This window comes from Bacteroides sp. An19 (assembly GCF_002160215.1).
Taxonomy (GTDB): Bacteria; Bacteroidota; Bacteroidia; order Bacteroidales; family Bacteroidaceae; genus Phocaeicola; species Phocaeicola intestinalis.
Map to the genome: position 1 here is coordinate 24605 of NZ_NFKD01000033.1, position 22668 is coordinate 47272.

The following is a 22668-nucleotide window of genomic DNA, read 5'->3' on the forward strand; positions in this document are numbered from 1 at the left end:
TTTCCAAACAGGGAAACCTCGGAAACGACGAGCCTGTTTCGGATAATTATTTATCTTTACACAGTCAGAAACCGATACACTTTATCAGCCAGACATCCTCAAACATTATCCTATATAGTTGAATGCATGAAAACAACTTACCCAACCCGAACAGTCACGATAAACGACATAGACGAACTACGCAATCTGTTCCGCTCTACAATACAGGCCGTAAACATTCAGAATTACACACCTGCAGAAATAGAAGACTGGGCATCATGCGGTGACAGTACAATCCACTGGAAAAATCTGCTATCCACACTCTATTTCCTTGCAGCATTAGATAGTGAAGGACGTATCATTGGCTTCGCTTCTATTCGGGCTGATGGCTATCTGCACTCAATGTTTGTTCACAAGGATTGGCAAAGAAAAGGCATAGCATCCCAGCTCCTGTCAGAAATAGAAGCCTATGCATGCCGTTTCGGTATAACACAAATCACGTCAGAAGTCAGCATTACGGCACGTCCTTTTTTTGAAAAACAAGGCTATAGTGTGGAAAAAAGCCAAAAGAAACGTGCCAAACGGTTGGAAATGATAAACTATGTAATGAAAAAAGAACTATAAAGACCTCTATATGCGAATTTTAAAATCATTGCTTGTTTGGCTTTGCTTCATTCCTGCCGCCATTCTCAATGGTGGTGTACGGCAGTATTGCCTGCATCCCTTGTTGCATCAATGGGCCTTGCCCGTAAGCGGTGTTCTGTTAAGCGGACTTATCATTCTCTTGACATGGCTACTATTACCTCGCGTTGGCATATTGAATCAAAAAGAACGTTATGCCATTGCTTGCCTATGGACGGTCTTGACTATCACTTTCGAACTTATATTCGGAACAAGTACCGGACAAACTTTCCATGAATTGGTATCGGCATACAATCCGATGACAGGTAATTTATGGATACTTGTCGTACTGAGTACTGCCCTTTCACCTGTTATCATAAAAAAAAGTATATGAATTACACCTTAACCATCCTCCGGCAAAGGCTTTCCGGCAAAATTCATGAAAATGATATCCTGGAAATCTGCCATGCCACCCAAGGTACAGATGGCAATGCAGCAAAACTTACACTTTACCGTCTCTTGTTCGACAACAATAAACGGATAGCCGAAAATGCTGCATGGATATTTACACACTTCGATTTACATAATAACGAATGGCTGTATGACAAACAGAATGAACTGATAAACGAAACACTGCATACTGCCAGCAATACAAAACGCCGTCTACTGCTGACGTTGCTGCTGCGACAACCCTTTCCTCCCGAAAACCTCCGCACTGATTTCCTTGATTTCTGTTTCTCGCAGATGCTTAGTCCCCAAACAGCCATCAGTATCAAATCTCTGTGCATGAAACTGACCTACGAACAGTGTAAACATTTTCCGGAATTACGAACAGAATTACGTACGACACTGGAAATGATGGAACCAGACTTTTTACCTGCCGGAGTACGTACTTCACGGAAGAACCTGTTGAAGATACTGCAAAAAGAAAGCAACTGACAAAATTTTCACCCAAATTCGAACTTTACAAATGATGAAACTGCTCCTTTTTATTATACTCTATACCTTTTGCACATTATCCTCGCAAGCCACTCATCCACTGCAAGAACAAATCCAACAAATCACAGCAAACACAGGTGCACACGTGGGTGTAGCACTCATTATCGATGGAAAAGACACCATAACAATAAACAACGATGACCGCTATCCGCTAATGAGCGTAATGAAATATCACCAGGCACTCGCCGTGGCACATTACCTGGACAAGCACCACCTGCCCCTTTCTACCTCTGTCTTCATCCGCAAAGAAGACTTACGACCCGATACTTACAGCCCGTTGCGCGACCGTTATCCGAAAGGGAACATCAGTTTGCCAATCAGCGAATTGCTCACTTATACCCTCCAGTTGAGCGATAACAATGCCTGCGACATTCTGTTCGACTACATAGGCGGTACGGAAGAAACAGACAAGTATCTCCGCACCATCGGATGCGACCAGTTCGCCGTTACAGCCACCGAAGACGACATGCACAAAAATCTGGCTCTATGTTATAATAACTGGAGCACACCACTCTCTACCGCCCGGCTGATGGACAGATTGGCTGCCGAAACTTTGCCGATTGATACCTCATATACCCACTTTATCCGCGAAACCTTACTTGACTGCCAGACAGGAAAGGCACGTCTGCCCTTCCCTTTACAAGGCACCGAAACACGTATCGGACATAAAACCGGCACCTCCGACCAAAACGAACAAGGCGAATGGATAGGAATCAACGATGCCGGTTTCATCCTGCTTCCCAACGGCAAAAGATATACCCTTGTCGTATTCGTGAAGCATTCCAAGCTAAGTTTCGAAGCTACAGAGAGAGTGATAGCCGATATATCAGCGGTTGTCTTCCGTACCCTTCACTGACGCCTCATGAGCCTCCAGCTCGGCACGCGAACGGCTCATTGTCACCAAATAGACACCGCCGAATATCAATAAGATGGAAACTCCTTTTACCCAGTTGAAAGAATCCATTCCCCAGCAAATTGCCACGATGCATGCTACAACAGGCTGTACATAATTGTACATGCCTGCCACTGTAGGACGCAAGTTCTTCTGTCCCACTACCACCAGGATGTAACATAAGAATGTACTCCCTACCACGATGAAGGCAAGCGAACCGATTTCCATCAAGCTCAGCCCAGCCCAGCCCGCGGCAAGCAAATCATTGTACGAAAACGGAAGCAGACAGATGAAAGCATACGTAAACATCCATTTCATCAGCGTGAAAACCGAATACTTGCCTACGAAATTCTTGAACAGCACCAAATATAATGCATAACTCAACTGTGCCATCAATACCAGCAAATCACCCCAGATGCTCTTGTCGCCCGATACAGTTGAAGACGTCCCTGCATGTGAACTGCCCATGATTAGCAACAACGCTCCTGTAGCACCGAAAGCAATACCCAGCACCTTTTTCCCTGTAATCGGCTCTTTCAGGAAAATAGCAGCAAGCACCATCGCCCACAGCGGCATGCTGGTAGTGATAATGGAAGCATCGGCAGGCGAAGTAAGCCCTACCCCGAAGATGAAACATCCTTGATTGAACACAATGGCAAGCAACGAAGCCACAAACAGCTTTGCTAAATCCTTATGTCCCACATGCTCCGGTTTGCGAAAAAATGAAACAATCCAAAACAATACCATCGCGCCAAACACGCGCAAGTCTGTCACGACCAACGGTGTAACCAGTCCACCCAACATAACAAGTTTTGCCAGTGGCGACATCAGCCCCCACATGGCATTGGCACAAAGCATCGCTCCGTGTCCTTTTAGTTTTTGCATTTCCATAACAACATCTTATTAAATCGGATGCAAAAATACATCAGAATTTGAATCGAAAGATAGAAAATACCACAAAATAAATGTACCTTTGCATGGTTATTAATTAAAAATACAGGAAGAATATGCAAATAGAACCTGGCAAACCATACGAACTAAAAGAATCCATAGGAAGATTCTTAGGCATCAAACTGGTGGAAATGAAAGACGGACATGTAAAAGCAACCATGCCCGTAAACGACAATACAGCACGTCCTTGCACCCCTGTCGACATACTGAACGGAGGAGCATCACTGGCTTTCGCTGAAATCGTCAGCGGATATGGTTCGATACACTTGTGCGCTGAAGACGAAGAGCCGGTAGGCATACAGGTCAGCGCCAACCATGTAAGCATGACTCCCGTAGGAGAAGGACGTTACGTGGAAGCTCATGCGAACATTGTACACCGGGGACGCACACAGCATGTATGGAACGTGGACATCATCACTCCCGAGGGCAAACTGGTGTCTACCGCACGTGTTGTCAATCTTATCATAAAGAAACGGCCATGAACCAACCTTCCATTTACATACACAAACTGATAGACAACCTGACACGAAGCACGGTAAACTTTGCCCTCTACCGTCAACCGTGGACTGATATGCCTATATTGGTATTGCAAGAAAGCGGAAACACACAAATCATTGACAGCCTGACTGATTTGAACGGACAACGCGGTTTTCTGTTGGCTCCTTTCCGCCGTACAGAGCAACATCCCATTGTTTTGATTCGCCCAACTCATGTTGAACATGATTGGGAAGCTATCAGCGAAACATTAACCCGTTTGGTGCAGGATCGAACAGACCTCATTCCTACCCAGACCGAATTGCCGTTTTCTAAAACAGCATCTTTCATCACCCAGAAAGCTTCAGATAAAGAATGGGAAAATTATCGTCAAGCATTCGAACGATTCATTGCTCCCTTACAGCAAAAGCAGTTCCAAAAACTGGTATTGTCACGCCGTACTTTTCTGGAATTGCCTGACGGCTTTTCGCCTCTCACCTCTTTTATCAATGCTTGCAATAATTATCCACGCATGATGATTTCCCTTTGCCATACCCCTGAAACTGGTACCTGGCTAGGAAGTACTCCGGAAATCATCCTTAGCGGACATGGTACCCAATGGCATACAGTCTCCCTTGCTGGCACTATGCCCATGCAAGGAGATGTCATACCGACCGACTGGAGTGATAAGAATATACGCGAACAAGCTTTTGTTAGTGACTACATACGTCGTACCATAAAACAGTTTGGAAATAAAATCACTGAAAAAGGTCCTTATCCAGCACGGGCTGGTCAACTGGTGCATTTAAAAACTGATTTCAATTTCATTCTGAAGGATGCCTCACAAGTAGGAAATATCTTGTACGAACTACATCCGACACCGGCAGTATGTGGACTCCCTAAAAACGAAACATACGAATTCATCAACGAAAACGAAGGATACGACCGACGTTATTATGCCGGAATTATCGGTTGGCTTGACCCGGAAGAAGACACTTCACTTTACGTCAATCTGCGCTGTATGAATATTGAAGGTAAAAGAAGTACGCTATATGCCGGAGGAGGTATCCTATCCTCATCCACGCTAGAGTCTGAATGGGAAGAAACACAACAAAAATTAAATACCATGCTAAGTATACTATAATAAAAGAGAAGAAGATGAATAAAAACAGGCTATTGGATATCATAACAAATCGGGTTTTAAACACATCTGCACATTAATAATAATGAATATCCGCAATTAGCCAAGCCACTGAATTGCAAACGCAGTAATACTGCATTTGCCGATAAAGTATATATCCGTAGGCGGATGCAGTATATATTCATTTTTCAGGGGTATGTATTGGCTGTTGGTGGACATGCATTTAATAATAAATACGAACGTACGTATAAATCTGCAACCGCACATATAATTTGCATAAAAAACAGTTGTAGGAAAGCGCACAAAAAGCTATTTGACAAAATAAAAAGCATGTATACTCATAAGAAAAATATATTACAGCTAGCTGCCTTGCTTCGTGCACATGGCATCCGAAGAATTGTACTTTGCCCGGGAAGCCGAGACATCCCGCTGGTACAAACATTCGCCCACATCCCCGATTTTGTATGTTACCCAATGACCGACGAACGAAGTGCCGGCTTCTTTGCCATTGGTCTGGCACTTCACGACAATACGACCGTTGCCGTATGCTGCACATCCGGAAGTGCTTTGCTCAACCTGCATCCAGCAATATCTGAAGCTTATTACCAGCAAGTACCTTTGGTGGTAATCTCCGCCGATCGTCCAGCTGCTTGGATTGGACAAATGGACGGACAAACCTTGCCTCAACCTGGAGTATTCGGCACGCTGGTCAAGAAATCGGTCAACCTACCCGATATTCAGACAGATGAAGAAGAATGGTTCTGCAACCGCCTCATCAACGAAGCTTTACTGGAAACCTGCCATCACGGCAAAGGACCGGTTCATATCAACGTGCCTGTCAGCGAACCATTCTTCCAGTTTCCCGTTACCCAATTGCCTGATGTGCGTGTCATTTCCCGCTATCAGGGTTGGAACAATCAGCTTGCCGACCGTCTCCGGCAATACACCAGACGTATGGTGGTGGCAGGACAGATGAACCGTCGACAAACATTTACCCCCGAACAATATACCACATTATATAAGCATTTCGCTTGGATTGTCGAAAACATCAACAATCCCACCCAGCCCGAACAGGCCATCACACATATCGACCAACTGCTCTATTCAATGGATAACAGCGCACAAGAAACTATGTGTCCCGAATTACTGATTACCTATGGAGGGCATATCATCTCGAAGCGTCTGAAAAAATTCTTACGTCAGCATCCGCCTATGGAGCATTGGCACATAAGTGCTGACGGAAATATAGTCGACCTGTTCGGCTCGCTCAGCACGGTTATCGAAATAGAACCGCACGCATTCTGGCAACAAGTGGTACAGCTACAAAACCTTCCCGGCTCTGATTATCCGCAGACGTGGAGAGCAAAAGTACAGAACCTCGGTCACGCCATTTTCGCCTATTCGCAAATGAAAGCCATCGGCGAGGTTATCCGCAGGCTTCCTAACCCTTGCACACTCCATTTAGCCAACAGCTCGACAGTGCGTTACGCCCAACTGTTCGATTTGCCCACAGGCGTAGAAGTACAGTCGAATCGGGGTGTAAACGGTATCGAAGGTTCTTTATCAACGGCAATCGGATACGCTAGTGTTTCAAACCAGCTGAACTTTATCCTGATAGGCGACCTAAGTTTCTTTTACGATATGAATGCCTTGTGGAATCCGAACTACCGGAACAACGTGCGCATCTTATTGCTGAACAACGAAGGAGGCGAAATCTTCCACGCCCTGCCTGGGCTTTCCTTGGACGAGCACACACACCACTTTGTCATCGGCACACACCATGCATCCGGCAAAGCATGGGCAGAAGACAGGGGATTCGATTACTTATGCACCCACAACGATACCGAGTTGCAGACTGCATTAGACGTATTTACACAGCCTAACCCCACTCCTCACCCACTGTTACTGGAAGTATTTACCGACAAGACCCGCGATACAGATTTATTAAAAGCATATTATCACAAACTGAAACAATAAAACATACGAATTATGGCACAAAGAGAATGGAAAACCATCAAGGAATACAACGATATTCTTTTCGACTTCTACAACGGCATCGCAAAAATCACTATCAATCGCCCCAGATATCGCAATGCATTTACTCCTGATACGACCAACGAAATCAGTAATGCATTGGTCTACTGCCGCGAATGCTCCGACATCCGCGTAGTCGTACTTACCGGAGCTGGTGATAAAGCATTTTGCTCGGGTGGCGACATGCACGTGAAAGGACACGGAGGTTATGTAGGCAGCGATGGAGTACCCCGTCTGAATATCCTTGACGTACAGAAGCAAATCCGCTCCATCCCGAAACCTGTCATTGCCATGGTAAACGGATACGCCATTGGAGGCGGACATGTGCTCCACGTAGTATGCGACTTGAGCATTGCCTCCGAAAACGCAATCTTCGGACAAACCGGTCCACGCGTAGGTAGTTTCGATGCCGGATTCGGCTCTTCTTATCTGGCACGTGTGGTCGGACAAAAGAAAGCGCGCGAAATATGGTTCCTCTGCCGCCAGTATTCAGCTCAAGAAGCATTGGAAATGGGATTAGTCAACAAAGTCGTACCATTCGACCGTCTGGAAGACGAGGTGGTGGAATGGGCAGAAACCATCATGCAGCACAGCCCACTTGCCATTCGGATGATAAAAGCAGGACTGAATGCCGAACTCGACGGACAATCCGGCATTCAGGAACTGGCCGGCGACGCGACAATGCTTTACTATATGACCGAGGAAGCGCAGGAAGGAGGAAAGGCCTTCTTGGAAAAGCGCAAACCCGACTGGTCTAAATACCCGAAACTGCCATAATTATTAAAACACCTCGCTTATGTACACCATAAAAATCATCCCCCGCACTTTGCATTTCAAACAACCTGCCGGGACTTCACGCGGTGTGTACCGCACCCGTAACGTCTGGTACCTGATATTGAAAGATTCAGAAACCGGTAAATACGGCATCGGAGAATGTGCTCCACTGCCAGTACTGAGTTGTGATGACATACCCGATTATGAGGACGTACTGACCTGCCATTGCCTGCAAACGGCCGAGCACGGCATCATCGACTACGAGGCTCTGCGCACTTATCCGTCCATGCTGTTCGGACTGGAAACCGCATTCCGCCACTTACAAGCAGGCTGTCTGCAGTTCTGGGACACTCCTTTTACTAAAGGTAAAGAAGGTATTCCCATCAATGGACTCATCTGGATGGGAAACTTCAATGAGATGTATCATCGTATCGAAGAAAAAATGCATGCAGGATTCCGATGCATCAAGGTAAAAATCGGGGCTATTGATTTCGAACAAGAACTGGAACTGTTGGCTCACATCCGCCGTTACTTCTCACCCGAAGAAATCGAACTGCGGGTAGATGCCAACGGTGCCTTTTCGCCTGATGAAGCTCCAGCCAAACTGGAACAGCTCAGCCATTTCCACTTGCATTCCATCGAACAGCCCATCCGTGCCGGACAATGGGACACACTGGCGAAGCTATGCCAGAACACTCCCATACCAATAGCACTTGATGAAGAATTAATCGGTATAAACCTTCCAGAACAAAAGGCCGAACTGCTTGACCAAATCCGCCCGCAATACATCATCCTAAAGCCGTCACTGCATGGAGGCATGAACGGCTCGGAAGAATGGATACGATTGGCACAAGAAAGAGGGATCGGTTCGTGGGTAACTTCAGCACTCGAATCAAATGTCGGACTGAATAGTATTGCGCAATGGTGTGCTACCATGCATCCTCAAATACCGCAAGGACTGGGCACAGGCATGCTATTCACAGACAACATTCCCTACCCACTTCGCATCAAAGGTGACTGTCTCTGGTATTTGCCCGAACAACCTGAGCCGGACTGGAATGCATACTTCAATTGGCAAGGAAACGAAAAAATATATAATTCATGAATGACTTCAATACAGAAATATCCCGACAAACCATAACCATCAACGGGAAAACTTATACTGCCGATGATGCACGAGCCACAGCAGGTTGCTTCAGCCGGCTGCAAATCCTTTTCCGCAAACCTGCGGAAAGCGACAATTTTCTGGCATCACTGGCAGATTTTCTAACCGAATGGTTCAACGATGAAGATACGGTCAGCGTACACACATCTGGCTCCACCGGCACCCCCAAAAAACTCTATGTGGAAAAACGACGCATGATGAACAGTGCAATGCTGACGGTTTCGTTCCTCCGGCTCCACCATGGTGACACAGCCCTGCTTTGCATGCCACTGAAATACATTGCCGGAAAAATGGTCGTGGTACGTGCCTTGGTGGCCGGTCTTGACCTGATTCCAATCACTCCCTGCGGACATCCTTTCCAACAGCTGGATATTCACCCGACATTTGCTGCCCTGATTCCAATGCAAGTATTCAATTCATTGCAAGTTCCTGAAGAATGCGAACGGATGAAGGCTGTCGACCAACTCATCATCGGCGGAGGAGCCATAGACCCAACTATCGTGCAAGCCCTGCAAACCTTTCCCAATAATATATGGAGCACATATGGCATGACAGAAACCCTTTCACATATCGCACTACGAAAACTGAACGGCAAAGGAGCTTCGGAATGGTACACCCCACTCGAAAACGTCACACTTTCCCAGTCAGACGAAGGAACATTGGTTATTGATGCTCCTTGGGTCTGTCCGGAACGACTCACAACCAACGACATTGTTGTATTTAACGCATCCGGACAATTCCGTGTCATCGGCAGGAAAGACAATACCATCAACACGGGAGGAGTAAAAGTACAAATCGAACAGATAGAAGCAATCCTGCAACCTTTGCTTCCACTACCATTCATGGTAACCTCGGTACCCGATGTCAAGTTCGGCGAACGCGTCGTGCTACTTGTACAAGCCTCTGGCACATCTCTGCCAGACAACGAACAAAAAAAGTTCGACAAGGCTTTCCAATATTTACCAGCTTACTGGGTACCGAAGCAAATCATACTCACCGACAAACTTCCATTGACAGAAACAGGGAAGCCTGACAGAGCAAAAGCCAAAAGAATAGCCAGTGACACCAACACACCATAAGTTTCTATGAACTGCCATACTACCATCCATATCAAAAATATGGTGTGCCGCCGGTGCATCATCATCGTGAACCAGATTTTCCAAAAGCACGGCTTCGAGCCTTCCAGCATCGAACTGGGTACGGTCATACTTGCGCAGCCGCTACCAAAGGAAACAGCCGGCATCATTCGCAAGGAATTGACAGACTGCGGATTCGAATGGATTGACGACAAGCGTACACGCATCATCGAACAAGTACGCACCGCCGTCATTCAATACGTACACCATGATGACCTCCCAGAACAGCAGAACCTGTCCGACTACATCAGCCGTCAATGCCACCGTGATTATAGCTCACTCAGCAAGCTGTTCACCGAAACCAACGGCATTACCATCGAAAAATACTACATTGCTCAAAAAATAGAACGTGTTAAAGAGCTTTTAGTGTACGATGAATTATCTATCAGCGAAATAGCAGACAAGCTACATTATTCCAGTTCAGCCCATCTCAGTTCTCAGTTCCGTTCCGTCACCGGACTTTCGCCCACCCAGTTCAAGCAATTAAAACATCCCAAGCTCAAACCACTGGATGAAGTGTGAATACATCAAAACAAGAAAACTTTTAATAAATGCCCGCAAACAGCCAATATATACCTCTGAAAAATGAATATATACTGCATCCGCGGTTGAATATATACTGCAACTGCGGTTGAATATATACTGCATTCGCCTACGGATATATACTGCATCAGCAAACGCAGTACTACTGCATTTTCAACTTAGCCGGATTGACAAATTACAGGACATCCATAAAACTTTCACAGGAATTTGAAACTCATTGAAAAAGACAGCGAGATACTGCTCTACCCAACAATATCTCGCTAAAATATAGAGCCTGTTACTTTTTTTAAACAGGCTCATAAATTATCAAGAGATGACTATTTACGGAATATCCCTCTCCAAACGACTAAGAAGCTGTTTTGAATTTCTCCAAAAAGTTTTTCTTGGCTTGATGTATCCGTTTTCGTGTGTGCTTTGGGCGATTTTTTGGTCTTTTTCACTCCTGTTCTTCGTCAGATAGCCCGCTATCTTCCTCATCACAGAAGCGAAAATGCCTCAAAAACTCATCCCAAATCATCGCACGATAAATTCAAAACAGCTTCTAAAAACATTAATCGATTTCTTCGTCAGCTTCATAACCGCCCATTTCCCGAAGGGCATTCTTCAGCATCACATATTGCTGGAAGAGATGATTGACAGGAACTTCATGCTGTGTATAGTCGTGCATCGGACTCTTAAGGAAGAAACTCAAGAAACGTTGGATGCCGTAACGTCCGGCACGTGCCGCTAAATCGCTCAACAATACCAAGTCAAGACAAAGTGGAGCTGCAAGAATAGAATCACGGCATAAGAAATTTATCTTGATCTGCATCGGATACCCCATCCATCCGAAGATGTCAATATTATCCCATCCTTCCTTATTGTCATTGCGCGGAGGATAATAATTGATACGTACCTTATGGTAATAGTCCGAATACAAATCCGGCTGATTTTCAGGCATCAGAATAGATTCCAGGGTAGAGAGTTTACTTACTTCCTTAGTATGGAAATTGGCAGGTTCGTCCAAAACCAGTCCATCCCGATTGCCCAAAATATTTGTAGAGAACCACCCCGACAATCCCAGACAACGTGTACCGATAATCGGCGCAAAACCAGATTTCACCAATGTCTGCCCTGTCTTAAAGTCTTTCCCGGCAATAGGCATCTTTGTCTTTTCTGCCATTTCCCACATCGCAGGAATATCCACTGTCGTATTGGGAGCTCCCATAATAAACGGTGCACCTTCGGCAAGAGCCGCATAGGCATAACACATGGATGGAGCAATGTTTTCACGGTCATCATTCTTCATTGCCTGTTCAAAATCAGCCAATGTCCCGTGCACAGATTCGTTCACCGGCACATAAATTTCAGTAGAAGCTGCCCACAATACCACAATGCGGCTGCATCCGTTCGCTTCCTTAAAATCACGTATGTCTTTGCGCAAGGCTTCCATCATATCCCATCGCGTAGCACAATCCTTCACGTTTTTCCCGTCCAGACGTTTGGCATAATTATGGTCGAAAGCTGCTTTCATCGGCACGATTTTCTCCAACTCATCTTTCACCGGATTAATATCCTTTTCCTTTAACACTTCGCAATTGATTGCAGATTCGTATGCATTGGCCGGATATACATCCCATGCGCCAAACACAATGTCATTCAAATCTGCCATCGGGACAATTTCATTATAATGAAGGTATTTCTTATCGTTCCCACGTCCTACACGAATCTTGTCATATTGAGTCATCGAACCAACAGGCTTTGCCAACCCTTTTCTTACCATCAAGACACCTGTAATAAATGTAGTAGCTACAGCTCCTAGACCAACACACAGCACACCTAATTTCCCAGTGGCAGGTTGTACATTCACTTTTCCCATTTTCTAATAAGTTTTTCGGTTTTTATATTAACATTAATAAGGTAATGAATTTTCTTTTCACTTACATTTGCCGCGTAAAGGTAGACTTTTTATCAATAAAATAAATGTCTTTTGCCTTTTTTGTTGCTTATTCAGCAAAAATAGAACATTATTCCTATAAAAACAACCATAGAAATGATAATCTTTCATAGGAAAGCTGCCGGAAAATCTCTTTAATTCACAAAAAAGCACTATCTTTGCCACCGTTTTTTAACTTGAATAACAGTAACGTAACATGAATGACATTTGCTGCATAGGACATATAACACTGGATAAAATAGTCACTCCCAGACAGACAATTTACATGCCTGGAGGCACTTCGTATTATTTTTCACACGGAATCTATCATTTAAACGATTACAAACACTATAAACTGGTAACCTCTTTGGCACCCAGTGAATATAAATCAGCTAACGAATTACGTGATAAAGGCATTGACGTGGAAATCATCCCCAGCCAACATACTGTATATTTTGAAAACAAATACGGAGAGAACCAAAATAATCGTACCCAGCGTGTATTGGCTAAAGCAGACCCTTTTACTGTAGAGAAATTACAACATCTTGAAGCACGTTTCTTCCACCTGGGCAGTCTGCTGTCTGATGACTTTCCTTTGGATGTAATCAAATTTCTCTCTCAGAAAGGAGTGCTTTCAGTAGATGCACAAGGATATTTGCGTGAAGTGCGAGGAGAAAACGTTTATCCGGTGGATTGGAGCGAAAAGAAAGAAGCCTTAAAGTATATAGACATTCTGAAAGTGAATGAACACGAAGCAGCCGTACTTACCGGTTCTTCTGATTATGGCGAGGCTATTCGTCTTTTACATGAATGGGGAGTAAAAGAAGTGTTATTGACTCTAGGCAGTGAAGGTTCATTGATATACGCCGAGAATACATTATTCCGTATTCCTGCCTACCCGCCCAAAGAAGTGGTGGATGCTACAGGATGCGGCGATACTTATATGTTAGGTTACCTTTATATGCGTAATAAAGGAGCATCTTATGCAGAGGCTGGAACATTTGCCGCAGCATTGTCTACCATCAAGCTCGAAAAATCAGGTCCGTTCTGTGGCACAGAACAGGCAGCAGCCGATATTGTATGTACAAGCCATCTAATCCCCGAAATTTTATCGTGCTGAACAAACCGCTTATATACATCCGGCACAGACAGTCACATAAATACAAACAGAGCGGGACCCATAAAGCCGGTTCCGCTTTTTTATGATAAAATTTACATTTTCTATCCCCTCTCTTTTGCTTTTTCCCTGATAATTAATATCTTTGTGATAATTTGTAATAACCTAAAAATTATCACTATGAGTCTAGAAAAAACATTGGTCATTTTAAAACCCAGCGCCGTACAGCGTGGGTTAATCGGAGAAATTACTACACGTTTCGAACGCAAAGGCCTACGGCTTGCAGGTATGAAAATGATGCAGCTCACCGATGATTTACTGAACGAACACTACGCCCATTTGGCAGACAAACCTTTCTTCGGACGCATCAAGCAATCGATGATGGCATCGCCGGTCATAGCTTGCTGCTACGAAGGAGTGGATGCAGTGCAGGTGGTACGCTCTATGACAGGTGCTACCAACGGCCGTAAAGCTACCCCCGGTACGATTCGAGGCGATTACAGCGTAAGTGCACAAGAAAACATCGTGCATACTTCTGATTCTCCGGAGAATGCTATCGTAGAGCTGAACCGCTTCTTCAGACCTGAAGAAATCTTCGACTATAGCCTTCCTGTACAGTCTTATCTAAATTACGAAGGAGAAGAATAACAAGCTGAAAATCAAACTTGTATATACAGAGGTGCAGGAAACCATTAAAAAGCCCTGCACCTCTGTGTATATAGTCAGAGAGATTCTACGCGTTTTATATTTTAAAGCTCATCCAAATCGCTGCCCGTACGCTCCATAATACTCGCGGCTAAACTATCTGCTGCCTGCACAATGGCTACCAACGGGTAAAGCATACGTGCTGTATCATAATTACGCAATTCTTCATAACTGTTCAAGTTCAACCCGAAAGCCCCCATATGCCAACGGATTGCCAGCATTTCATCATCACTCATTTCCAGTCCGTTACAAAGCAGAAGAATCACTGATTTTTCGCCGTGTCCCATCGGAAAACCTTTATAAGTCACCTTGTAACCTTCAGTATCTTCCCACACGCCCAACGCATTCTTGCGTTTCTTCACACTGCGCACATAAATGTCACTCTTGCACACATCGTGCAGCAAGCTGGCAATAATCACATTGTCTCTTCCCACTTCATTTTCCAAACTCGGTTCAAGAACCTTCATCCCTTCCCATATTGCCAAAGCAGCCTTACACGTATTGATGGAATGAAGTACCAAACCACCTTCAGTGTTGAGATGATGCCCTGCAGAGGCAGGAGCTGTAAAAAACCCCAACTCTTCAAGCCCTGTTATTACGTCCTCTACTCCATCACGTCCCGTAGAACGCAACAACTCAACAAATTCTTCCTTATTTTTCTTACTATCCATTTTTCTGCTTTTTCCATTCACAGGTCTCATGCACTGCTCATGCACCAAACCTTTTTATACTTCAATTTAAAATAACCAGCGGTTCACAATTTGCTCCGTCCGGTTCCACAATTCTTGCATCTGCGGATGTCTGACATATTTATCTGATAACGGCTTGGCATGCCCACTCACATTCAATGTACCTGTCCGCTTGCCTGCTTCTTCATCCAACAACAAATGAATGGCAGTAGACGCACCTTGCAGTGGAGTGCGGATAAAGGGACGGAAAAAAATGTCAGTTAACGGATCGAACCATGCATGCATCGTAATAATATCAGTAGAGACAATACCCGGGTCGGCTGCATTGACCACGATTCCTTTGTCACGCACACGCTCTGCCAAGTCTATAGTGAAAAGCATCAATGCCAGCTTGGTATTACTATACACCGGGATACGCCAAAAAGCTCCTTTCCTTCCCCGGTAGAAGAAATCTGGAAAATCCAATTTACCGATGGCATACGTACACGACACCATATTGACTATACGACTACCTTCTCCCATCAATGGCAATAACTTACGAGTCAGCAAATAGTGCCCCATATAGTTCACCTGGACCGTACGTTCATAACCATCTTCCGTACAATGAAAAGCGGTTTCCATTGTACCGGCATTATTCATCAGCAAGCTGACTTGCCCGCCTTCTGCGACCAAAGTATCTGCAAACACTGATACCGAAACAAACGATGCCAGGTCGATGCTACGTACCTCTACCTGCAAATCACCACGCTCACGCAACAATGCCTCACGCACCTCTTCTCCTTTCTCCACCCGCAGGCATGCCATGATAACACGATATCCCGCCATTGCCACGGCACGGGTTATTTCCTGTCCCATTCCACCGTCGGCACCTGTAATCACTGCCAGTTTCCGTGCTTTCATTTTACAGCCTGCCTTTCTTCTATCTGTTCTATCTCTTTTTTCAAACACGGAGGCAATGCTTCATGCAAATGTTGGTGACATGCCATTTCTATGGAATACATCCGGGCTATGCAATAATTGCTGTGACGGCAATTGCAGCGTGCCTGTTCTTCGTCCCGCATCCGGTTTACAAATCCCGGCTCATTCAGCAAGGCACGTCCCATTTGCACTGCCTCGAACCCATAATCAAGTACTTCATCTATTTTTTCCCGTGACACCAGTCCACCTACATAGACCAATGGCATCCGAACTGCCTCGCGGAACTTCAATGCGTCTTCCAAGAAATAGGCTTCCTTAAAAGGTACACTGGGAATCATCCATTTACCTACCAGCCGTACGCCATACTTCAGCCACCAGCAAGTCATGTAATGTGTCATGCTGCGGATAGGCATTTCACCCCGCATCACATACATCGGCGCCTTGCTGACAAAACCTCCGCTCAGCACCAGCGCATGGGCACCCGAATGTTCCAGCCGTTTTGCCACCTGAATAGTCTCGTTCAGTTCCATACCTCCCTTGAAACCATCACGCATATTCATCTTTACCAACACAGCCATATCGTTACCTGCAGCCTTCATCACTTCATCCATCACCATATCCATAAACCGCATCCGGTTCTCAAGCGAACCTCCGTAAATATCCTTGCGGTGATTGGTGGAAGGCGAAAGAAACTGACTGATAAGATAACCGTGACCGGCATGGACCTCTACCGCATCGAAACCTGCCTCACGTGCAAGATTGACCGCATGCCCATAAGCACGTGCCATTTCAGGCAATTCGTCAGCACGAAGCCCACGTACGAAAGTGGGCGAATAAAGATTAAATCCACTGCTTGCCCCTACTGGCAAACAACCGCAAATGCTCTTGTGAGACATATTACCACAATGTCCCAACTGAATACTTGCAGCAGCACCTTCTTTATGCACGGCATTGGTCAGTTCACGCAAGCCCGGTACTATTTCAGGGCGCATCCATAACTGACGGTCAAACGACAAACCGCTTCGGGTAACAGCGGCATATGCCACTGTTGTCATACCTACCCCTCCGGCTGCTACTGACCGATGATAATCGAGCAACATCTGCGAGGGCTTATTTCCCGGACACATGCTTTCGAATGCGGCTGAGCGAATAGTACGGTTGCGCAACGTAAGCGGTCCTATCGTGACCGGAGTAAACAACTTAGAGTCTTTCATACTACTTCTTTTGTTTTTGTTGACAAAATATCAGTTAACAGACTATCGGATAGTCTTGATGACATATACCAAGGCATCTGAGTGTCAACCGAAAAACTAATATATAAAAGGTATAATCCGTTTTCTATTTCCTACGGCTTCGACACCGAACGTTTCACGATATTTATGATAAATAGCATTGGCACGAGGTATCAGATTGGCGGCTGTCCACCACACAAACACCCAAGCTGCTGGAGAAGCGGTAAGCACGGCAAATCCCGTCCACTCCACCAGTTCACCGAAATAATTGGCAGAAGTGACATACTTATACATCCCTTTCTGCGGAAGATAATGCCGGGTATCTCCCGGCTTACGCAAATGACGGATAACATGATCGGAATGCAAGTTAATTCCCATCCCCACCAAGAACAGGATTATCCCCAACAGGGCATTCGGCTGTAACAAGTAACCGGCTCCAATGCCGACAGGCACACTGTCATTGAACCAAAACAATCCTCCTCCCTGCATCATCCCGTTCAGTACATTAAATACGATGCCCATTGCCATAATGGCTACTGGCATACGGCTTTTCCCTGTCATCAGAAAAGGGAAGATAAACGAACGCTGCAAATAATGCAACTGAAACAACGCAAAAAACAAGAACTGAGGCAATGCAAATCCTACCCCGCTCCGTATCCACAAAACAAACATCACCACAAATACAGGTGCCTCCATCAGCATCCACGCTATTTTATTGTCCAGTGACAATCCCCACGATGGAGTGCGAAACATTCCGTATCCTGCCTTTACAAAATAGAGGGCAACAAATACCAGAAAAGCAATGCCCGACATGACTGCCAGAAAAAGATGAAAAATTTCCTGATCCATAGACTATATCATTAAAACGAGGTAAAGATACGTCAAAACCGTGAAATAAAACACAGAAACGTAAGAAAACCTACAAAAGCAGATAAACAAACAAGTTTTTCATTAAATCTGACATTCTTATCAAGGATGAAGTATGTGCATTGCAATGTCAAGATATCGTGTCATATCAGTCGTAAAAGGTCCATCGTACACATCACAACGTTTACGTCCCAAACGAACCACTACCGCATTTTCTGAAGGTATCGCATAAACATATTGTCCCAGCATGCCCCGCATACAAGGAATGGTTTCGCCCCGATAGGGTATCAACCATAACTGCAAGCCATAATAACTGAGCGAATCTCTTCCCCACTGGTCTTTCAGGTAAGAAGCAGGACGCAGCATCTCGTCCATATATCTTTGCGACACGAGCTGTTTTCCACGCCATTTACCTTGCTGAAGCAACAGGCTTCCGAGACGCGCCGCATCGCGTGCCGTCGTATGAAAACAACAGAATGCTTTTTCATCACCGTCACGTTTATCCAACAACCAATAAGCATCTTTTTCCGCTTGCATCGGCTTCCACAACTTTTCCTCAGCATACCGGCTCAACGTTTCTCCCGTTGCAGCTTCAAGCACGAACGCCAGAAGCTGCGTCTCACCACTGCGGTATGAGAATTGTATACCAGGCCGGTCTTTTACCTCCAACCCGGTAACCAGTTCGTACAAATCATTTCCATAATAACCGTGGGTAGTAACCGAAAACAGCGAAGCGTATGATTCGTCCCATGCCATTCCCCCACTCATTGTAAGCAAATCACGTAGCGTAACATCCGCTTGCATACCTTTATTATATATAGGTATATAGTCCGAAACCTTGTCATCAAGACTATGTATTTTCCCTTCATCGAATGCTATTCCTACCAACAAGCCCACGATGGTTTTGGTTGCCGAATAAAGATTGGAAGTCAGAGTGTCATTCCATCCGTCGCGATAATCCTCAAAAAGGATACTGTCCCGACGGACGACAAGAAAGGATACTGTATGCAAACTATCAAGATAAGCTGCATCCTTTTCCGAAAGCTGATGCTGATTATACGCTTCTGCTTGAGGCCATAACCATACGCTGTCTGCATCGTGATGCACGACATGACGGTGAAAAGTCTCCAAGTCATCAATAACAGGCATCAGATGAATAAGAGCCTGACGGGCATAGTAAGGCAACGACAAATAAGAAATGACCAGCACCAAAACAATGCCGGCACTGATGCAAATGGTTTTCTTTTGCTTGGTCATATGGATTCTTTCGATAAATTTTCTGGCAAGAAAGATAAACATTTTCTTTGAAAGATGTAAGCGATAAGACATATATTCCAAAAAAACTTATAACTTTGCCATTGGTTAGTATAAGTATTTACAAACAATTTAATTATTTATTGTATGATGAAAAAGCTTTTATTTTTGAGCGTGTTGCTGATAGCCATTTCTGCTTCCGCACGCGACAAAGATTTCCACATTTATCTCTGCCTGGGACAGTCGAATATGGAAGGTAATGCTAAGTTTGAGCCCCAGGACACTTGCAATATCAGCAACCGTTTCCTGCTGATGTCTGCTGTCGATTGCCCTGAACTGAACAGAGTAAAAGGGCATTGGTATCGTGCCGTACCCCCTTTGTGCCGATGCCATACGGGACTGACTCCTGCCGATTACTTTGGTCGGACATTAGTAAACAATCTGCCCGAAAAAATACGTATAGGTATTGTACATGTGGCCATCGGAGGCTGTCGTATCGAATTGTTCGACAAGGATAACTACCAATCGTATGTAGATTCATCACCCGAATGGTTAAAAAACATGGTAAAAGAATATGATGGCAACCCTTACGCGCGTTTAGTGGAAATGGCACGTCTGGCACAAAAAGACGGAGTCATCAAAGGCATATTGCTGCATCAAGGAGAATCGAACACGGGCGACCCCGATTGGCCAGACAAAGTAAAGCTGGTTTACGAAAACCTGCTTTCCGACCTTCACCTGAAAGCGAAAAACGTTCCCTTGCTTGCTGGTGAAGTGGTCAATGCTGACCAAAACGGGAAATGTGCCTCGATGAATGCCATTATCGACACTTTGCCCCGCACCATTCCTACTGCACATATCATCCCGTCGGCAGGTTGTCCTGCCGCCAAAGATAGTTTGCATTTCACGGCACAAGGCTACCGGATGCTTGGTACACGCTATGCCATCCAAATGCTGAAGCTATTGGGCATAGACAAGTCTGATGATAAAAACTTGCTTGATTTTGCCTATCCGGATGCCAATCAACAAAAACTAATCCGCAAAGAAGACTAAGAAGCTGTTTTGAATTTCTCCAAAAAGTTTTTCTTGGCTTGATGTATCCGTTTTCGTGTGTGCTTTGGGAGAAATTCAAAACAGTTTCTTCTCATATTCTATCAAGCTCTTATCTTTCAAAAGACAAATTGTACAACCGCCTTGATAAGAAGATAATGTCCTTTCCATGCAAGATTAATAATCTTACACGAAACAACTTATATATCGTTGCAACTATCTGAAAATAGCGATGCAGATATAAATACCTGCAGATATAAATATCCCCCGCGAGCCATAAAATATCTTGTCCGGCTTGCGGGGTAATGATTTTATTTATATCTTGGCACGATTTTTTTACAAACCCCTAAAACAAGAATTATGCAGACAGTTATCAAACTTTTTATCTTTGCAGCGATATATGTCATTGGCATCGTCAATCTGGCAAAAACCAATACCGTATGGACGGGCGACCTGAGTTACCGCCTCATCCACCTGCTACTGTTCATCACCAGTGTACTTGCACTTATCAGCCGCATGCGGCCCAAAGCCGGTCAAACCCCCCATCCGCTTTACCCCGTGGCACGCTGGTGTTTCATCATCGTATGCTTATTTTATGCCCTCACCTATTTGTCTGCCATCTTCATAACCGACTTGCCTTTGCTCCTCAAATGATGTCTACGCAGTGGAAGAGTATACTAAAAAAACGGCGTGACAGCATTGTCTGTATGTTCATTTTAGGACAGGCGTTTGGCGATGCCTCAGTTTGAATGAACTACAGACAGGCCTCACGCCTTTTTTATGAGTCCCCAATACAGCCCCTCATCGAGAACATGCTTTTTCACATAGCCATTCCCCTATCACGGAGTTGCTGAATATATCTTTACTTAGAGAGGGTGATACGCTGTGAAAGCATTTTCCGTGCATAAAACCACACCACGACATATGCCACCCAAGGCACTACGAACGCCCAAACCATGGAGTCGGTATGGTCTGCCACCACTCCCATCAGCAACGGACCTACCACACCTCCCACAGGCGACATCATCAGGAAAGAAGAGGCACGCTTGGTATGGATGCCCAGCCCTTTCAGTGAAAGAGCAAAGATAGTGGGGAACATAATCGCCTCGAACGCATACCCACACAGCAGGGCGATGAGAGAAACGATACCAAGGTCGAACAATACCACCGTAGTTGTCAGTACCGTACCCGTAGTACACCAGAACAACATCCGTTCGGCACTGACACGCTGCATAATCCAGCTTCCGGAGAAACGCCCCAACATAAACAGTCCCAGCCCGCCGAAAGAAAGAACCAGCGAAGCATAACGGGCGTCCATCCACCGCTGTTCTACCACGTAATTGATAAAGAAACTATTGATGGAGATTTCCGCCACCTCATAAGCGAACAAAGCTATCAACCCGAAGATAAACAGCCGGTGCGACCATAGCCCCACCCGATGTCCTTCTTTGTCCACCTCTGCCTCATGCCTGATTTCGGGAAGTTTTACCCGCAAGAATATACTTGCCACAAAAAGCACCAATATCCCCATGCAAGCATAAGGAAAAGCTACGCTGTTGGGATGTTCTTTGGTTTCGGAAAAAAGGAACCAACCCACCAACAACGGTGCACAGATACACCCCAGTCCGTTGAACGACTGAGCAAAGTTCAAACGGCTCGCCGCCGTTTCTTTTGCACCCAGTTCGGTGACATAAGGATTGGCTGCCGTTTCCAGGAAAGTCAGTCCGCAACCGATAACGAACAAAGCGAAGAGAAAAGCATTGAACGAAACAAAATATTGTCCGGGAATGAACAACAATGACCCTATGCCATAAAGCAGCAAGCCGAACACTACCCCGCTCCGGTATCCGAACCGGTTGATGAATAATCCGGCCGGGATAGCCATTACGAAATATCCCATATACATCATTGCCTGAATCAATGCCGAATGAGTCTTCGAAATGTCCAGCATCTCCTGGAAATGTTTGTTTAATACGTCCAATATGGCGTGGGCAAATCCCCACAAGAAAAAAAGTGAAGTCAATAGGACGAAAGGCAGGAAATACTGCTTGTCGACCAATACAGTCCGTTGTTTATCCATGGATATCTTTATTCAATAGTTAGTTATAAAATTATTATTTGTAAATATTTTTACGCTGCCCTATAGGCAGCTATATCAATGAGTTCTTTGACAAGTTTAGCATTTATCTTCTTGTTTGGTCTTGTGCCAGAC

At 45.1% G+C, this 22668-nt stretch carries 22 protein-coding genes and 1 pseudogene; 15 read left to right on the forward strand and 8 right to left on the reverse strand.

What is annotated here, in order from left to right:
* Nucleotides 1-126: 126 nt before the first annotated feature.
* The 4 genes from B5F25_RS12610 to bla are packed head-to-tail and all read left to right on the forward strand — an operon-like array spanning nucleotide 127 to nucleotide 2455.
* Entirely contained in the window at nucleotides 127-603 is a 477-nt protein-coding gene (locus B5F25_RS12610; RefSeq protein ID WP_022039462.1) for a GNAT family N-acetyltransferase, read from the forward strand.
* A 10-nt stretch (nucleotides 604-613) separates the two neighbouring features.
* Entirely contained in the window at nucleotides 614-994 is a 381-nt protein-coding gene (locus B5F25_RS12615) for a hypothetical protein (protein ID WP_022039461.1), read from the forward strand.
* A complete protein-coding gene (locus tag B5F25_RS12620; RefSeq protein WP_087207809.1) occupies nucleotides 991-1539 on the forward strand; it encodes a hypothetical protein in 549 nt (182 codons plus the stop codon). The genes B5F25_RS12615 and B5F25_RS12620 overlap by 4 nt, the downstream gene beginning before the upstream one ends.
* 31 nt (nucleotides 1540-1570) lie before the next feature.
* Nucleotides 1571-2455: a class A beta-lactamase gene (gene bla, locus B5F25_RS12625; protein WP_087249935.1), complete on the forward strand. Its 885-nt coding sequence runs from the start codon at nucleotides 1571-1573 to the stop codon at nucleotides 2453-2455.
* Here bla and B5F25_RS12630 read toward each other — a convergent pair.
* Nucleotides 2426-3376: a DMT family transporter gene (locus B5F25_RS12630; RefSeq protein ID WP_087249950.1), complete on the reverse strand. Its 951-nt coding sequence runs from the start codon at nucleotides 3374-3376 to the stop codon at nucleotides 2426-2428. The two genes, bla and B5F25_RS12630, sit on opposite strands and share 30 nt — an antisense overlap.
* A 122-nt stretch (nucleotides 3377-3498) precedes the next feature.
* On the opposite strand from B5F25_RS12630, the gene B5F25_RS12635 reads away from it, so the two are divergent.
* The 7 genes from B5F25_RS12635 (at nucleotide 3499) to B5F25_RS12665 (ending at nucleotide 10688) form a co-directional block, all read left to right on the forward strand.
* On the forward strand, nucleotides 3499-3924 hold the full coding sequence (locus tag B5F25_RS12635) for a PaaI family thioesterase (protein WP_087207811.1): 426 nt from the start codon (nucleotides 3499-3501) through the stop codon (nucleotides 3922-3924).
* Nucleotides 3921-5060, forward strand: coding sequence for an isochorismate synthase (locus B5F25_RS12640; protein WP_087249937.1), 1140 nt, complete (start codon nucleotides 3921-3923; stop codon nucleotides 5058-5060). Before B5F25_RS12635 ends, B5F25_RS12640 begins: the two co-directional genes overlap by 4 nt.
* Nucleotides 5061-5387: 327 nt before the next feature.
* Nucleotides 5388-7034, forward strand: coding sequence for a 2-succinyl-5-enolpyruvyl-6-hydroxy-3-cyclohexene-1-carboxylic-acid synthase (gene menD, locus B5F25_RS12645; RefSeq protein ID WP_087249940.1), 1647 nt, complete (start codon nucleotides 5388-5390; stop codon nucleotides 7032-7034).
* Nucleotides 7035-7046: 12 nt separating this feature from the next.
* On the forward strand, nucleotides 7047-7868 hold the full coding sequence (menB, locus tag B5F25_RS12650; protein ID WP_022039454.1) for a 1,4-dihydroxy-2-naphthoyl-CoA synthase: 822 nt from the start codon (nucleotides 7047-7049) through the stop codon (nucleotides 7866-7868).
* A gap of 19 nt (nucleotides 7869-7887) precedes the next feature.
* A complete protein-coding gene (locus B5F25_RS12655) occupies nucleotides 7888-8970 on the forward strand; it encodes an o-succinylbenzoate synthase (RefSeq protein WP_087249942.1) in 1083 nt (360 codons plus the stop codon).
* Nucleotides 8967-10109: an AMP-binding protein gene (locus tag B5F25_RS12660; RefSeq protein ID WP_087207818.1), complete on the forward strand. Its 1143-nt coding sequence runs from the start codon at nucleotides 8967-8969 to the stop codon at nucleotides 10107-10109. Before B5F25_RS12655 ends, B5F25_RS12660 begins: the two co-directional genes overlap by 4 nt.
* Nucleotides 10110-10115: 6 nt before the next feature.
* Nucleotides 10116-10688, forward strand: coding sequence for an AraC family transcriptional regulator (locus tag B5F25_RS12665; protein ID WP_022039451.1), 573 nt, complete (start codon nucleotides 10116-10118; stop codon nucleotides 10686-10688).
* A gap of 571 nt (nucleotides 10689-11259) precedes the next feature.
* Here B5F25_RS12665 and B5F25_RS12670 read toward each other — a convergent pair.
* Nucleotides 11260-12567 carry an inositol-3-phosphate synthase gene (locus B5F25_RS12670; protein ID WP_087249944.1) on the reverse strand — a complete coding sequence of 436 codons (1308 nt, stop codon included), beginning with the start codon at nucleotides 12565-12567 and terminating at the stop codon, nucleotides 11260-11262.
* 274 nt (nucleotides 12568-12841) lie between these two features.
* Here B5F25_RS12670 and B5F25_RS12675 point away from each other — a divergent pair, with 274 nt between their 5' ends.
* Together B5F25_RS12675 and ndk are read left to right on the forward strand one after the other, a co-directional pair.
* Entirely contained in the window at nucleotides 12842-13744 is a 903-nt protein-coding gene (locus tag B5F25_RS12675; RefSeq protein WP_022039449.1) for a PfkB family carbohydrate kinase, read from the forward strand.
* Nucleotides 13745-13921: 177 nt separating this feature from the next.
* Entirely contained in the window at nucleotides 13922-14389 is a 468-nt protein-coding gene (gene ndk, locus B5F25_RS12680; protein ID WP_022039448.1) for a nucleoside-diphosphate kinase, read from the forward strand.
* 101 nt (nucleotides 14390-14490) lie between these two features.
* Here ndk and B5F25_RS12685 read toward each other — a convergent pair whose 3' ends face one another.
* The 5 genes from B5F25_RS12685 to B5F25_RS12705 all read right to left on the reverse strand — a co-directional run bounded on the left by B5F25_RS12685 (nucleotide 14491) and on the right by B5F25_RS12705 (nucleotide 19409).
* On the reverse strand, nucleotides 14491-15117 hold the full coding sequence (locus B5F25_RS12685) for an HD domain-containing protein (protein ID WP_225226367.1): 627 nt from the start codon (nucleotides 15115-15117) through the stop codon (nucleotides 14491-14493).
* Between the two features lie 66 nt (nucleotides 15118-15183).
* Nucleotides 15184-16035, reverse strand: coding sequence for an SDR family oxidoreductase (locus B5F25_RS12690; RefSeq protein ID WP_022039446.1), 852 nt, complete (start codon nucleotides 16033-16035; stop codon nucleotides 15184-15186).
* The gene (locus B5F25_RS12695; protein ID WP_022039445.1) at nucleotides 16032-17267 is read right to left on the reverse strand and encodes an NADH:flavin oxidoreductase; all 1236 of its coding nucleotides are present in this window, start codon (nucleotides 17265-17267) and stop codon (nucleotides 16032-16034) included. Before B5F25_RS12695 ends, B5F25_RS12690 begins: the two co-directional genes overlap by 4 nt.
* Nucleotides 17268-17363: 96 nt before the next feature.
* On the reverse strand, nucleotides 17364-18134 hold the full coding sequence (locus B5F25_RS12700; RefSeq protein WP_022039444.1) for a DUF1295 domain-containing protein: 771 nt from the start codon (nucleotides 18132-18134) through the stop codon (nucleotides 17364-17366).
* A 120-nt stretch (nucleotides 18135-18254) separates the two neighbouring features.
* Nucleotides 18255-19409: a serine hydrolase gene (locus B5F25_RS12705; RefSeq protein WP_087207845.1), complete on the reverse strand. Its 1155-nt coding sequence runs from the start codon at nucleotides 19407-19409 to the stop codon at nucleotides 18255-18257.
* Nucleotides 19410-19556: 147 nt separating this feature from the next.
* Here B5F25_RS12705 and B5F25_RS12710 point away from each other — a divergent pair.
* A pseudogene (locus B5F25_RS12710) lies at nucleotides 19557-20372 on the forward strand (sialate O-acetylesterase); the annotation flags it as partial.
* Nucleotides 20373-20816: 444 nt separating this feature from the next.
* Nucleotides 20817-21110: a hypothetical protein gene (locus tag B5F25_RS12715; protein WP_087249946.1), complete on the forward strand. Its 294-nt coding sequence runs from the start codon at nucleotides 20817-20819 to the stop codon at nucleotides 21108-21110.
* 208 nt (nucleotides 21111-21318) lie between these two features.
* On the opposite strand, the gene B5F25_RS12720 is transcribed toward B5F25_RS12715, so the two are convergent.
* On the reverse strand, nucleotides 21319-22536 hold the full coding sequence (locus B5F25_RS12720; RefSeq protein WP_087249948.1) for a sugar MFS transporter: 1218 nt from the start codon (nucleotides 22534-22536) through the stop codon (nucleotides 21319-21321).
* Nucleotides 22537-22668: the final 132 nt, after the last annotated feature.